Annotated in this window: 8 protein-coding genes and 3 pseudogenes; 8 read left to right on the top strand and 3 right to left on the bottom strand. The window is 58.7% G+C overall.

Going from position 1 to position 14825, the window contains the following annotated elements; all coding sequences use genetic code 11:
• Positions 1 to 85: 85 nt before the first annotated feature.
• The 4 genes from trbF to I6F20_RS27200 are packed head-to-tail and all read left to right on the top strand — an operon-like array spanning position 86 to position 3252.
• Positions 86 to 769: a conjugal transfer protein TrbF gene (gene trbF, locus I6F20_RS27215; protein ID WP_225128605.1), complete on the top strand. Its 684-nt coding sequence runs from the start codon at positions 86 to 88 to the stop codon at positions 767 to 769.
• Positions 766 to 1797 carry a P-type conjugative transfer protein TrbG gene (gene trbG, locus I6F20_RS27210; protein ID WP_225128604.1) on the top strand — a complete coding sequence of 344 codons (1032 nt, stop codon included), beginning with the start codon at positions 766 to 768 and terminating at the stop codon, positions 1795 to 1797. The genes trbF and trbG overlap by 4 nt, the downstream gene beginning before the upstream one ends.
• A complete protein-coding gene (locus tag I6F20_RS27205; RefSeq protein ID WP_225128603.1) occupies positions 1794 to 3005 on the top strand; it encodes a TraB/TrbI/VirB10 family type IV secretion system protein in 1212 nt (403 codons plus the stop codon). Before trbG ends, I6F20_RS27205 begins: the two co-directional genes overlap by 4 nt.
• 4 nt (positions 3006 to 3009) lie before the next feature.
• Positions 3010 to 3252, top strand: coding sequence for a DUF2274 domain-containing protein (locus I6F20_RS27200; protein WP_128931751.1), 243 nt, complete (start codon positions 3010 to 3012; stop codon positions 3250 to 3252).
• Between the two features lie 162 nt (positions 3253 to 3414).
• Here I6F20_RS27200 and I6F20_RS27195 read toward each other — a convergent pair whose 3' ends face one another.
• Both I6F20_RS27195 and I6F20_RS27190 read right to left on the bottom strand, forming a co-directional pair.
• Positions 3415 to 4323 carry a TauD/TfdA dioxygenase family protein gene (locus tag I6F20_RS27195; RefSeq protein ID WP_225128602.1) on the bottom strand — a complete coding sequence of 303 codons (909 nt, stop codon included), beginning with the start codon at positions 4321 to 4323 and terminating at the stop codon, positions 3415 to 3417.
• A 502-nt stretch (positions 4324 to 4825) separates the two neighbouring features.
• Positions 4826 to 5455 carry an FMN-binding negative transcriptional regulator gene (locus I6F20_RS27190; RefSeq protein ID WP_225128601.1) on the bottom strand — a complete coding sequence of 210 codons (630 nt, stop codon included), beginning with the start codon at positions 5453 to 5455 and terminating at the stop codon, positions 4826 to 4828.
• A 200-nt stretch (positions 5456 to 5655) separates the two neighbouring features.
• Here I6F20_RS27190 and I6F20_RS27185 point away from each other — a divergent pair.
• The 3 genes and pseudogenes from I6F20_RS27185 to I6F20_RS27175 all read left to right on the top strand — a co-directional run.
• Positions 5656 to 5913, top strand: a pseudogene (locus tag I6F20_RS27185) (transposase); the annotation flags it as partial.
• Between the two features lie 3229 nt (positions 5914 to 9142).
• On the top strand, positions 9143 to 9358 hold the full coding sequence (locus tag I6F20_RS27180; protein WP_225128600.1) for a cold-shock protein: 216 nt from the start codon (positions 9143 to 9145) through the stop codon (positions 9356 to 9358).
• 2302 nt (positions 9359 to 11660) lie between these two features.
• Positions 11661 to 12444, top strand: a pseudogene (locus I6F20_RS27175) (efflux RND transporter permease subunit).
• Positions 12445 to 12858: 414 nt separating this feature from the next.
• Here I6F20_RS27175 and I6F20_RS27170 read toward each other — a convergent pair.
• A pseudogene (locus I6F20_RS27170) lies at positions 12859 to 13145 on the bottom strand (IS3 family transposase); the annotation flags it as partial.
• 708 nt (positions 13146 to 13853) lie between these two features.
• Between I6F20_RS27170 and I6F20_RS27165 the strand changes: the two are divergent.
• Positions 13854 to 14066 carry a transposase gene (locus I6F20_RS27165; RefSeq protein ID WP_463671666.1) on the top strand — a complete coding sequence of 71 codons (213 nt, stop codon included), beginning with the start codon at positions 13854 to 13856 and terminating at the stop codon, positions 14064 to 14066.
• Positions 14067 to 14825 lie beyond the last annotated feature (759 nt).

Raw genomic sequence — 14825 nt, 5'->3', positions numbered from 1 at the left:
CACTACACCTCCGCCGCACAGCAGCGCCTCAAATCCTTCTATCGCACACTTGAAACCGATCACTCGATATCAGGGGCACCCATCGATGTTCAAACGACCAACAGTTCACTACGGGCGCATGCCCGAGCCGATTACGCCTTATCAAAAGGCCGCTCAGGTTTGGGACGAACGCATTGGATCAGCGCGCGTGCAAGCTAAGAACTGGCGCCTGATGGCGTTCGGCTGTTTGATGTTGTCTGCCGGTCTCGCTGGCAGCCTTGTCTGGCAATCGAGCCAAGGCTCGATCACGCCCTGGGTAGTTGAGGTCGATCATCTCGGTCAAGCCCAAAGGGTTGCGCCGGCCAACATCGACTATCAACCTACTGACGCTCAGATAGCCTACCATCTGGCGCGCTTCATCGAGGACGTCAGAGGTTTGCCGGCAGACAGTATCGTTCTGCGCCAGAATTGGCTCCGGGCCTATGATTTTACGACGGATCGTGGCGCGGCTGCACTGAACGACTATGCGCGCAACAATGACCCCTTTGCCAAGCTGGGCAAGGCACAAATCTCAGTGGACGTCTCAAGCGTCATTCGCGCGTCTTCGGAGAGCTTTCGAGTCGCCTGGACCCAGCGCATCTACGACAACGGCTCGTTGAGCGCGACTGAGCGTTGGACCGCAATTCTCTCGATCGTGATCGAGACACCCCGCGATGCCGAACGCCTGCGCAAGAACCCCCTTGGCGTCTACGTCCGCGCCATCAACTGGTCAAAGGAGTTGAGCCAGTGACCAAGATGCCGTTTGACGTTCATTCGAAACGTTCCCTCCAGCAAAGCAGGCTCGGCTCGGCTTGGCCCGAGTTCGTGAGCTCGAAGCGTGCATTTTTATCCGCTTTCCTGCTTTGTTCGTCCGCGCTCGGAGGCTGCGCGACCTACATTCCGCCGGAGATCAGCTATGACGCTGATGTTCCTCCGCTGCCGGCGGCGCCAGTGGCTCTCGACGACAGATCGCGACCGCTTCACGTTCCACCTCTCTGGAAGCCTGCTCTCGGCGGCAAGTTAGGCGCGAAAGAAGACGCTGAGCCGGTGAGCCGCGTAGAGACGGCAAACAGCGCAGCCCGGGTCGAACCGCGCAAGCGGGGCTATTTCAACGCAGCGCAAATCTACGCCTACAGTCCCGGGGCGCTCTATCAGATTTACGCCGCACCGGGGCAGATCACGGATATCGCGCTCGAGGAGGGAGAGCAGTTGACGGGATCAGGACCGATCGCGGCCGGAGATACCGTACGCTGGGTCGTGGGCGATACCGAAAGCGGGAGCGGCGACACACGGCGGGTCCATATCCTGGTCAAGCCGACCCGAGCTTCGATTGAGACCAACTTGGTGGTCAATACGGACCGGCGCACCTACTTGATTGAGCTCCGCTCCCGCGAACGGCCATACATGCCGTCTGTTGCTTGGTACTATCCAGAAACTGCACGGGAACGATCGCGTTCGGTCGCGCAGCCTGTTCTTCCGGACCCGGCGCAGCGCACCTTCCGCTATGCCATCGAAGGGGACAGTCCTCCCTGGCGGCCGCTCGCCGCATATGACGATGGCCGCAAGGTCTATGTCGAATTCCCGGCGGGGATCGTGCAGGGCGAGATGCCTCCGCTCTTCGTCATCGGTCCAGACGGCAAGACTGAACTCGTCAACTACCGCGCTTACGGCAACGTATTGATCGTCGATCGGCTGTTTGCTGCCGCCGAACTGCGGCTTGGCGGCGAGCACCAGCAGAAGGTCCGTATTGTCAGGACCGATGGGAGACCGTCGTCATGAACACTCGGAATATGAACGATCAGGAGCAAGCGGCTCCGCCTGAGACACAAGAGGATCAGTCCAGGGGCTTCCGCTTGAGAGCGGAGCACCCGCGCGTGACACGGTTGTCACGGAAAGTACTGGCGGGAGGGAGCGCGGTCGCCCTGCTTGTCATCGGTGGAGCCGTGCTGTGGTCGCTGCAGAAGAATCGCCCTCGAGACCAGGCGGCCGATGAGCTTTACAGTACCGACCATCACAATGTCGCTGACGGTATTACGGCGCTGCCGAAGGACTACACTGGCATTCCGCGCCAGCCAATCCCGCAACTGGGTCCGCCCCTTCCCGGGGACCTCGGTCGGCCGATCCTTGCGGCCCAAGGCCAGTTGCCGACGATCGGCGCTGATCCAGAACAGCAGCGCCGGGATCAAGAGACCGAAGCAGCCCGCATCAGCCATCTATTCGCTTCGGCGAATGGACGAGAAGTGCGTCCGCCCGCCGCTGCGGCGGTTGGAAACGAGCGCGTCGTGCCTGCGAGCGCGACGAGCACCGGCGACGACGGAAATGCGCAAAACGGTCAGGACCGCAAGCTTGCCTTCGTGAACGCTTCTGTGGACCGTCGCACGGTAAGCCCTGATCGCGTCACCAAGCCGGCTTCACCGTATATCGTGCAGGCTGGGACGGTTATTCCGGGAGCCCTGATCACCGGAATCCGGTCGGACCTGCCGGGCCAGATCACGGCGCAGGTGACCGAGAATGTCTATGACACGCCGACCGGCCGCTCTCTGCTTGTGCCTCAGGGAGCGCGTCTGATCGGCATCTACGATAGCCAGGTCACTTTCGGCCAGTCCCGTGTCCTGCTCGTCTGGACCCGGCTGATTATGCCGAACGGACGTTCCATCGTTCTCGAGCGGCAGCCTGGCGCTGACGCTGCCGGGTATGCAGGCCTCGAAGACCAGGTCGACAATCACTGGGGTGAGCTGTTCAAGGCTGCGGCACTATCGACGTTTCTGGCGGTCGGGACCGAACTTGGGGCCGGCTCGGACACCAACAGCAACGACAGCGCGATCATCCAGGCATTGCGGCACGGCGCCTCAGACTCACTGAATCAGACCGGACAGCAGGTCGTTCGCCGCAGCCTCAACATCCAGCCCACTCTGGCTGTACGACCTGGCTTCCCGGTTCGTGTTCTTGTCAATCGTGACCTCATACTTACGCCCTATAGAGGGTGACAACATGCCAAAACTCAAAATTGGAGAGCTTCCAGACGACAAGCCGGTCAAAGTGAGTACCGAGCTGCCTGCGGCCGTGCATCGTGATCTCATTGCATATGCGGAAGCGCTTACGCGTCAGGGTGGCCAAGTGGTCGATCCGACTAAGCTCATCGCTCCCATGTTAGCGCGCTTTATGGCCACGGATCGAGGATTTTCTAAACTGAAACGTGAAGGCCACGTACCGGCCGCTGGCGAAGGACAGTGATGCTCAAGGTTTCCGAAACTGTTGGTCGATGCTAATTCTAGGCGCTGCCGAGCTGGCGCCAAGAGCCGAGATATCTTGTCGGAAAGGTGTGTTCGCGCCGGATACAACTCCGATTATCAGGTTTTCTCGGTTTTCAGACGCGAGGCGCTGGGCCAACTGCAGTTATTCGGTCGCCTTGAAGCGCGTTACACTGCTCCGGCCATCGACGCTGACAGGCACGTCACCCTCGACCGTGGCCCGCCGTACGACGCGATGCTGGTCCCCGTAATCGTTGACCGCGTAATGCTGCGTTGCGCGGTTATCCCATATTGCAATATCGCCCTCTAGCCAGTTCCAGCGCACAGTGTTTTCGGGCGCGGTGATGTGAGATTGGAACAGATCGAACAACTTTTGTCCGTCGTATTTGCCGACCCCAACAAAGTGCTTCACCAAGGCGCCGAGCACTAGCGTCCGCTCGCCTGTCTCGGGGTGGACGCGTACAGCGGGATGCTCGGTCTCAAAAGCCGTTCTGGTGAACACCTCGTCAAAGTGCTTCTTGTCGACCTCGCGGACACGCGCGATCCCGGCGTAATCGAAAACGTTACTGTGAACGGCCCATAGGCCGTCGGCAAGGCGTTGTAGAGGCGGCGGCAGATCAAGATAAGCGGCAGCTGTGTTCGACCACACGGTGTCGCCTCCGAACCTTGGCATTACAACGGCCCGCAGGACCAAAATCTTGGGATAGGCGTCGGCGAAGGTCCCATCCGTATGCCAAACGTCTGCGCGACCGCCGCCGCGAGTGGAGTCCAGTTCGAGGAGCGACGCCATCCCCTTGGTGGCACCAAGCATCGGATGCGGCACTAACTTTCCGAGACGAGCGGCAAAGCGCTCCTGCTCGGCGTCATTGAGATGTCCTTGATTACGGAAGAAGATCACCTTGTGCTTGAGCAATAAGCTGTTGATCGCAGCGATCGCGTGATCCGGTAAATCGCCTGATAGCTTGATATTTTTGATTTCGGCGCCGATGCGCGCTGCTCGTTTCACCACATCGGTGCTCGGAATGACGCCACCGATCAAAGCCGTTGTGCTCATGTTGCTTTTGTAAGCCCTTGCAGTTTCTCTCTCTCGCCTCTCGGAGCGAATGATCTTCAGCAAGCATCGTGCCAGGCGAAAGACGACCATGTACCGCCAATGGGCACTGAACGAATCGTGGTATTCGGCGCGAGTCATCGAACTGAGCCGATGGTTGGACCGAGTGACGAAAAAACTCGATCACCGACCTCCCCCTTCTAATGTCGAACCGTGAAAGCCGAAGCGGACAGCAGGAGGCGCCAACCTAGGCGGCGCTGGCAAGCCACAAGGCCGAATGGACTTTCGATATTCGCGCTGTACTGGACCTGACACGAGATTGTGCCTCTGTCAGAATACAGACAAGTGTCTACAGCGCGGTAAGCCCGAGCTGACTGTTCGGTTAATAAATGTCGCGAGGTAATTGTATGCCCGGGTTAATCTCTACTAATGCCGCTGGAGCGTGTGAGAGCTGCAGATGTAATGTCCATCGGCGCTGTTGGCCACGGTCATGCACATTATCGTCTCAGTCCTGAGCCAGGATAAGAGCTGCAACTTCCAGGTCCTGTGCCAGTTTGCTCGCCGCTAGGCCGGTGGCGACACCAACGCGATCGGGCGCAGGGCGGTTCTGGCTCATCTTGCGCTTGCCTTCGACCATGGTGATCGGGATGCGCACGCCGGCGATTTCACGCAACTGGACGGCAATGAAATCCGCGGGCGCATCGCTGACGGCCCAGGGCGTCGCACGTGACGTCTCATGGATATTCGTCAGACGCGTCACGATCTCAAGCAGGCGTTTAGGATCCTCGAAGAACTCAATCGGTCCATGGGCGTGGACCGCGATGTAATTCCATGTAGGCACCACGTGTTCAGTTTGACGCTTGCTTGGATACCAGGATGGTGTCACATAAGCCTCTGCGCCACTAAAGATCGCCAGAGCTTCTCCAATCGGGGCCGTGCGCCATTGCGGATTGCCCTTCGCCAGGTGCCCGTACAGCGCGCCGTGTTTGCCTTCGCTCTCATCGAGGAAGAGCGGAAGAGGCGTCGCAAGTGGCCCATCTGATGTCGCCGTGATCAGGTTGGCCAATCGGGCGCAGCGGATTGTCGCTTGAATGCTCTTGAGGTCGTCATCTCGAAAGTGGGATGGTATGTACATAGAGGGTCTCCGTTGGCTGTCGTCCAGATAAAACCCAAGTCAAGAAGCTAGAAAACCGGCAGTTTCGGTAGCTCCCGTAGAGGTGCTCCGCTTCCTCTTTTGACGTGAAGTTTTCGGATTTGTCCGGGACGTGACCCGCCACTAAGTATTTGTTCCAGAAGGCGAAGGAGTTAGAGTCCAGCCCGAAGAGGGACGGACAGATGAGGCGAGCAAGGTTCAGGAAGAGCAGATTATCGCGGTATTAAAGGAGGATGAGGCTTGGGCGAAACGGCTGACCTGGCTCGCAGGCATGGGATCTCCGAAGCGACGATCTACAATTGAAAGGCTAAATTCGGCGGCATGGATGTCTCTGAGACCAAGCGCCTGAGGCGCTGGGAGAGGAGAGCGCGAAGCTGAAGAAGCTTCTGGCCGAGCAGATGCTCGACGCGGCCGCCCTTCGCGAGCTGCTTTCAAAAAAGCGATAGGGGCCGTCCACGCCGGGGATCTGCCGCGTGCCGATCTCCGCGCCTGCGTCCACCAGCCGACGTTAGCTCCTTGCGCAATGCAGGAAGCTTCCCCCCGGTCCGGCAGCGCGACAACGAAGTAAGCGCGCGACGCGAGGGAGAGCCCTGGTTTAAGTGAAATATATAGCCAGCCCCGGTTTCACCAACGCTACGGCGTGCACCGGTTCCGACTCCATACATGTGAATCGAAAGTTAGGGGCATGAGGGAAGGCCCTCCGGGCTGGCTGGCGGACCCTCGACCCCGAGCCTGAGCACAAGGCCGTGCATGTCCCCACGGTTCGTCCCAAGAGCAAACTGCAGATTCTTGCTAACGATCGGCTAAGATCCTCGCCGGGTTAGCGCGCGATGTGCTAGGTCAAGCCGCAGCGCCCATCGTGCGGAACGTCGCGGCACAGGCCCCAGGAGCTGTCTTGAGGCCGCGACTGCGGTCTTCTCGCCCGGCCTTCTGAGAAGTGTTCGCTTTGTAACACGGCTGACCGCCCCCGAGAGGGGCGTGGTATTCTGCCGAATGCCAGACCGATCTCCCGCCGAATTATTCGCACCGCTCGCTTGAACTGCTCGGCCGGCACCAGGCCGCCCTAACCGGCAATCCGAAAGCGAAGCGCGAGCTCGGGCAGATGGCCCGCGAGTACAAACAGATGGCGGACTGGCACGACCACAACCCCCAGCATCGAGAGTAAGGCCGCCTCGGCCTGTCCTGATTCACGGCTGGGGCCGGATTAACCGCCTTCGCCCAGTGTTAGTACACGTATGGATCGAAATGATCCTGTATCGGCAATTGGCGGTACAGCGGTCTGCGCGGCGATCGTCGCCATCTTCGAGATCAAGGTGGCAATGGATCGTAGGCGCTTCAAAAGTAGCGCCGCCTCATGGCGCAGCTATCGTTTACGAACTTGTGGCGAAGGGATTGGATTGTTGATGCGCCCTGGCCGATAGCCCCCGCCGTGCCAGAGCACAACGGCCCCGGCTGTCGCCGATTGGCTGGGGCCGCTTTTATGCGGGCGAGGCGCACTTGGGGCTTGCAATGCGGGGGGGCGCAAATGACAAGCGCGGGCCACGCTTTCGGTAAGCGCCTTCACGCCGACCTTGCCGCACAGCATCAATCCCCTTTGAGATTCGCTCTGGAGGCCAACAAGGATCGCCTGATGGCAACATAGCTATGTCCTTAGGTGCAGCGGTTCGGGAGTGGCCCGACGGGGGCTATGCCACTTTGATCCGATCGAAAGGGATGAGGTGGCAGTTTGAACAGCATTCCCGCGTTCGGCTCAGTGCGGCAGGACTTCCATGTTCTTCACCTCACTACGACGTGCCTTCGCAGGCAGGGAATCGCTGAAGTCAACTGGAGTGATGCAAATATTCCTGCCTCATTGCCTGGATCGTAGCGCAACTGTATCGCAACATTTCTCGTTCGGCTGCCGGTCCGACGGACTTTGAGACGATAGCCGTAGCCATCCAGCGTACTGGCTCTGACTCACTTCAGATGAAGTTCGACGGACGTCTGGCACTTTGATTGGAGAGGATCTCACAGTTCTGCTTCAGAAAGTCGGTTTGAAGCTCAGGAGCCGCGGTGATTGCGCAAACGCGCCCGCAAGGACCTACCAAGAATGGCCGGTCGCACTGTCGCGGGAAGTTGGTTATACTGTCGCTCTCAACGGAGGGGGATCCGTGTCCTACAGCATTAGGTGTCATCGAACGGGGTTTAGCCGGAGGCATTTTTCAGTTCAAAGTTTGAGCGCAAGAGAAGCCCTGTGTAAGGCGGAGTGTCTTGAGAGATCGGGAGTAGACATAGACTATATTGATACTCCCTCAGGCGGACGTGTCGACCTCCGCACGTTCCGGAAGCTGGCTGAGACGGAGGGCGGCTTCGAACAAGAACTTCCCAGCCAATGATGATGATCATACCTACGCTTTCAGGAAAATACTCAAACATTTGAGCTCGCACCTACGAAGCCCTGTCACTTCAAAGCTGGCGCCTTCACGTTTCAATGCGTCGCGTTTCGGCCTGGAATCTCCCAGGCCCTTCGGATACCTGGGCCGGCCAATTTGCGTTGTCTCGAATACGCGCATCGTTGCCCTCGCTAGCATCCATCAACTTCGCGCAGATTCCACCATGCACAAGAACTAACAAGACGAGCGGCTGCCATGAACGATGGACATTGATTTGGTTCACTCTCAAGAACGCGGCTTCTCAAGCGACTTCAGTATTGCGAGCTGCCTCGGACTGCCACCGAAGCAGTGTCCCCTGCCGTTTAGATTGTTTCAGTCGAGAAGATGCTGCGCATTTCCGGCAGCGTTCAAAAGACCGTTCACAGTCTTCAAGCCGAGCCCGTCTTACAGCAGGATGCATGATCCGGCGAAGCAGCCTAGTCTGCACAGTAGGCGACCGCTGTTGAGCCACGAGCCTACGACAGCTTTCCGGGCCGGCAGCCTCAAAGCCGAGACCTTACTCGCCATAGCGAAGGACGTGCAGATTGCCGACAGACGCGCACGTGGGGTACGGCGTGGTTTTGGTCCGGCGCAAACTATCCATGCTTGCTTGGCCTGCCGGTCCAGCTTCGCGAGCTGTCCTAGACATGCACTACTTCCGGCGCTTGACCTTGCGCGGCACTTAGCTAGCCAAGGCGCCACGCTGACCTAAAGAGTGTTCGCCGTCGGGGCCTGTGAAACAGGCAGTGTGATTTTGCTTTGGGAGGAGTTCCTGGTTCATAGTAGCCAGCGGGAGCGAAGATGAAACAGAAATCCGGACCGAGAAAAGCACCGGCAGAACAAGTTGTAAAAAGACATTAGGCGACAGACCCGCCGGCATTATTCGGCGGAAGAGAGGATCCGCATGATGCTGTGCGCGGCAAGGAGAACATCTCGAGATCTGCCGCCCAGAAGGCATCGCTGCCTCGATGTGTTACAGTTGGTTCAAGGAGTTGTCTGACGACGGACGTCAGCTCTCAAACGAATGTCGACAACTTGACCCTGCAGCCCGCTACGAAGTCCCTGCTGAACCTCCAATTCTCAATTCGGCACGGCCCTTGCTTGGTTAGAGGTACCATCACGTATTGCTCCAGATACGGCGATGTTAGGGGCGGGCTCGGCGTCGCGAGCGTCTGGTCCGCCCCGCCGATTTGCTGTGGCTTGCGACTTCGGCGCCTAAGCGGCCATGCCATAGCCTCGAACACACGTTAGATCAGAGATGCAGACTGGAACAGTAGTCTCCTACAGTGTTGAGAAGGGCTGGGGCTTCATCAGACCCGACAGCTGCGACGGCATGGATTTGTTCGTTCACATTTCGGACCTTTGCGACTGCACAGGGGCTGATCTGGTGCCGGGGACGCGCGTGTCTTTCGATCGTCGCTTCAACAAACGCCGCTCAAAGTACAGAGCCGCCGAGGTCAGACTAATCAATTGAGATGCCGTATTTTCTGAAGCACGGGTTGCTTATCATTTGATATCGGAACGGCGATGCAGGAGCGCTTCCCTTGCAGGGCGCATTAAAATTTACGGTCGATCTTCTGAAGAATCTTGCCAACTCCAAGAGTCCTTTTGGCGTAGTGACGTGCCACCTGGATGTCGTGCGCAAACCTGGTCAAAATCGTTCAATGAAGCATCGAAGATGTTGGACCAGTTTAGAACGACGGCGTCATCTGACGGCAGCGTTTTGGCACGGACCTCGTACAAATGCGATCGTCCCCAAACAGCCGAAACTGGACGGCCGCGCCGACGGAAAGACTATCATACACGGATTCGGCGACGCCCGCGGTGACGCTCAGCGTATTGCGGTCGACGATCTTGACGAGATCCTAGCCACGCCGCGTGTATTGGCCATCGGTATATTCCAGGCATGCCAACAACGCCGGCGTTGAGCGTAGCGAAGATCAGACACGAACAGGCTCGGCACGATTTGCCGGTCGAGATGGACGATGCGCGCTTTCACTTGCTCGCTCTCGACATTAAGCTCGGCCAGCCGCTGATCGAGTTCTCGGATCGAGTTAATTACCTCGAGGCCGAACTTGCGTCAGCCCGCGACGGAGTCTTCATCGGGAGCCCTACAATGATGCTCCTTCGCTGGTCGAAGTGCGCAGCACCTCCAGCGCTTTGATGTCACCGTGATTGTTTCAGATCTCGCAGGAGAGCCAGATCTCGGCTGCGCGATTGGGAGTACTGGACGCGTTATCTTCACCGGCGGCCCGATCGCACAATTCCGTCGGTTTCTTACGCGCTACGGGCTCTGATGCTGCTGCCCTCACGACTCTTTGCGGCTTTCCACGGCCTTTGTCGCCGTACTTGACGCCGATTTCGTTTTGCAGACGCCGCTTTCAGAATCGGGCTCCGCCTTACCGTCGTTCCGTTGCTCAATCCGACAAAATGGTATTGGCGCGCTCTTCTGGGAGTGGCTGCCATAGTGTCTTAGCGCCATGTGGTTCGCCGACGCTTGTGCCACTCGACTGGACTGCGGACGCGCTTCCCCATGCGGACTTAATCGAGCGAACGTTGGCACTGTTTAACGAGCCGAGCGTTGGTCGAGTTGAGGATTCGCATGCTCGAAGCTGTACTGTGCCGTCCTCGTCCATTGCGACTCGAATCAACCCGGACCTAACGCTTTATCGTGGAGGAATACGGTGAACTGTTGCGGTACTCGAGCGCGGGTTCCTATCGACGAACAGATACTCTTCAGATCGTCCCACAGCTATTTGGGGGATCAAGCGGGCTGGAGGACAGGCGCAGTCTGCCCCTGCCATAACTTGCGCGATCGACGATGCTTGTCAAAGTAGAGATCCAAGACAGCGCGTCGGCCAAGTCGACAGCGTCCTTCATCAAAAGCCCCGTGAAGGTGACGTTGCCCTGGCATGCGGCCTGCCCGGTCACAACACCGATCACAGTCCATCCGAACCCATCGCGTCAGATCGCGTAGCGAGCTAATCTGGGTGAGAGCTCGATCGCGTTTCACCACTGTGCTCATAGCCGACGCGGCGCTATGGGATGCTTTGCCACTCAGATAAGTCTCGCGGGATACCCATCTTTGTAGGATCTCCAGCCCACGGCCAATGACATCTCCCGTTCGCTAACCCTTCTGCTGCGATGACTGGCGAGATATACTGGCCTAAAACCTGACCATCAAACAGGAGAGCGCATCCTCCCGGCACGATAATGATCTCGGCTAGACCGGCGTATGTTTCATACCTCCATTTCATAGCTAACTACCGGGTTAACCCCTTTGATATTGACGGCAACGCAGGTGCGACTCGGCGCCTTCACTCAAGAGAACTCGACGCTGTCCCTGCCGCGCCCACGCTGCCGGTGAAGTTAGCCCGACGTGACTCGGCGCTTGTGCTGGTCCGAAAAAGCGCTGTCCCTACCACGCCCCACTAACTTCAGTGGCCAACCTTGCCATAACAACGCTAACCACCCTCGCCTTCGCGGGAGTGTCTGAAGCTCCCACGGGCTGCGGAATTGTAGCGCCAAGAGCGATCATGGGACGCCTACCAGGATTGGTGGCTGGCCGACGGCGTAAAGGCGCACTATCGGTGTGGTAATGGCCGCACGAGATGGGCACATGTACATACACGATTGCCCGCGCCAAGCTTGGGCAACTACGGGCGCTCACCTCAGCCACGTAGAAACGGGCCCCGAGCATATCTGGCGAGGATGCAGACAAGCCGGCACTACACCGTGGTGATACGGGGCGCGGCGTGTGCGATGCGACGAGCCGCATGCAGGTTGACGACGTGCTCAAGCTTTACGTCAGCAACAATGCGGGCGCTACGGTGTCCTTGTCAGAACTCGTCACACCGGTCATGGAAACCAGTCCCCTCCAGTTCGTGCGCTCCAACGGCTACCCGGCCATGCGTATTGCCGGCAAGGGCTGCACCCGGGATAGCCGGCGACGCGATGATGGAAATGGAAAGACTAGCCTCAAACTGCCCCCAGGTTTCACAGTCGAGTGGATTGGACAGTCTCTGCACGAAAGCAATCTGCCTCGCAGGCGCCAATCCTGCTTGCTCTCTCCATGTTGGTCGTCTTTCTGGTGCTGGCTGCGCTTTACGGGAGCTGGTCAATTCCGTTCTCGGTGACGCTTGTCGTGTCGCTTGGAATAATCGGTTCCGTTCTCGCGGCCCATCTGCGCGGGCTCGAAAAAGACGTCTTCTTCACCATCGGCTTTACTACTATCATAGGTTTTTCGGCCAAGAACTCGATCCTGATCGTCGAATTCGCCAAGAACCTTCGCAGTCAGGGCGTGGGCTTACGAACGCCGTCGTCGGAGCAGCCAGGCTTCGATTGCGTCCGATCCAAATGACCTCACTGGCCTTTCCACTCGGTGTGGTCCCATTGATGCTTGCCCGCGGCGCTAGCGCCGAAACCCAGCGCGCCATCGGGACCGGGGTATTCGGTGGCATGATTTCAGCAACGCTCCTCGCTGTGTTCTTTGTGCCCGTCTTCCACGTCTTCGTCACGGAACATTTCGGTGCACGCAAAGACTGGGCCTCCATGCAATAAGCGAAGGGTGACCTCGACTCTGGAAGAGATCTCAGGGTCGATTCAAGGTGATCGACACGGTGCGGGAGAAGTTCAGTTGTCGGACTACGAGGCGATCACGCACCCCCAGGCGATACTTGTTCTGCCGTCGCTTCGCCCGGTTTGGACTTGTGGTTCATCTTCGCTTCTGATGGCTACGATGAACCACAAATCTCCTCGTAGAGAACTTGGGCAACTCGTCCGAGCAGATGGCCGGCGGACGTCATCCGCCGCCGGCTATCCTACGCTGCCCGGGGCCTGGGGGCTGGGCAGCGGTCGACTTAGTGCTCGTAAGCCTGCCGATCGCCGATTCGTAACCCGCCAACTATTCCGGCAAGCTCCGAACCCGAGAAATCGGTGGTCTTACGCGTTCACCAAGCGCCTGAGCTTTCCGGTTTAATGGACACGGGGTTCAGCTAAACCCGTCTTGCGCCCGAACTCAACCGGGTTGACATAGGCGTGGTCGAGTCCATGCGGGTATTGTTGCAAAATCTTTCAGTTTAGCTGAACCCATCGGCGCGTGCCTCGTCTCTAGTTCTGTAGATCTTTCCTGCCGTCCGTTCGGTCTTGAGAAGAGAAGAAGCTCTCCGTGGCCGCATCGTCCCACGCTTCCCGGAACGGCTCATGCTGCAAACGATGCCATGGTCGGCCATCAGGCGCTAGAACTGCTCGCTCGTGTGCTGGCGCACCAGTCGGGTGCTTCGTGATGATGGATGATACCTGGGCGACAACCCTACTTTCACGCCGCCACCAAATATCTCGCTGGTTGCCGACGCATTCCTCGGGATCGCGACAGCAAATGACGCCGCATGGCCGGCGCTACGGGCGACCTCATCAGTTCGAGAGGTCGCCGGGCCCAAAGATATCGATTTGGCCCTGCTTAGACTACGCATCCTCACGATCCGCAAACAGCATTGGGAAAACGGCCTTAAACTGGCTCCAAGGCTGCAAGCCAATTTGAACCCAGCACCAGTTCCCCGAGGTTCGGTGGACATCAATGCCAATCACCCGTCGCATTCGCACCTCCTGCCAGACACGAGCCGAGAACTTAGGGCTGGTCGCCTCCGACTCGCCCGGTTGCGCCGAGAGCGCGCGCCCGCAGCTCTCGTCGGGTCATTTGGAACCGAGAGTTTTTAGGCGCGAGCAGCCTTTTCGGAGTTTGTGCTGAAGCCGATGCCGCGCCCTCAGCTAGCGCGTGTAGCAGGGACAGCGTCGGGTTCTCACTCACTCGAGGCGCCGAGGCACGTCCGCGCTGCTCCGGAAGCTACATGCGTGCATCGACAGCTAGGAGTCCAAGCCGAGGCACCGGAAGCACGGTGCGGGCAGCCCGATACACACGACACATGCAGGCCGCATTGATATCACGCGGACTGCGCTGCAGGATCAGCCGGTTGAACAGCCCGCAGAAGCTGGTGAGCGATTTCGGGCTCAACACGCGGGTGCGGCTGTCGGGACTGGGAGCTGCCCCTCACGGCCGCATCAGCAAGATCGGCCGCAGTTATGCGCGCGCCATGCTGGTCGAGCCGGTCTTGGCTGCGACCAAGGCGCCCGGTCCACTGCATGCGTTTGGTACTGCCGGTTCCGGCCGTGGCGGGCGATCCTAGCGATAGGCTATCGCACGCAGGTTCACTCCAGGGCCGCACGCCCATCCCACAGGTTGTCCGTCACGGTCTGGGTGAGTCCTAGTGGCTCCAAAATTTCGTTGGCATAGGATCAGCTCGGCTATGCCAACGTATAGCTTTCGAAGGAATTCCTCCGCCGGCATTGTTGAGGAGGACACGATCATTGGGAGAGCCGAGGCGACGCTATCGGAGGCCATACAGTTGATCACACTTCTGTTCAGATGAGTTTTGTCATCCTGATTGGGACTGTACTGCGCACTCCAGAACACGAACGCGGAGATCGCAGGCCAAGCTTGGCAATGCGCTCGGCACGGAACAGGCTCGCCGAGGCTGGCGGACAGTTCTTCTCTAGAACCGCATGAATTCAGGGCTAAGAGGTTAACTTGAAGGCGGCTCTCCGCTCTCCTCGCTGGACCAGACGGGAAGATGAACTGTTGCGCGAGCTTGTTGATGCAGGCGCGCCTGTGGAATCCATTTGCGAAACGCTCCACAGGTCCGAGCCGGAACTTCGGAGGCGTGGCTACTACATTGGCCTACCAAGGAAATGGTTTAAGCGAAGAGTCGCCCTCTGACGTTGAGGCCGCGCTCGACTGCGATCCTGGTTTTGGCAAAGTAAGGCCACTAACTGAGGCCACCTCTTTCATTCAGTAGAAGAGGGCGACGTCGACTTCTGGGCCCGCCGGCATACGAGGATGATGAGCGCGCGCATTTGTCGCGCGGCTATGCGCTCAGTCGGGCCGG

It is taken from the genome of Bradyrhizobium sp. IC3123 (assembly GCF_020193625.1).
GTDB lineage: Bacteria > Pseudomonadota > Alphaproteobacteria > Rhizobiales > Xanthobacteraceae > Bradyrhizobium > Bradyrhizobium yuanmingense.
The sequence above is the reverse complement of the archived record's forward strand: the minus strand, read 5'-3'. Positions and strand labels throughout refer to the sequence as shown.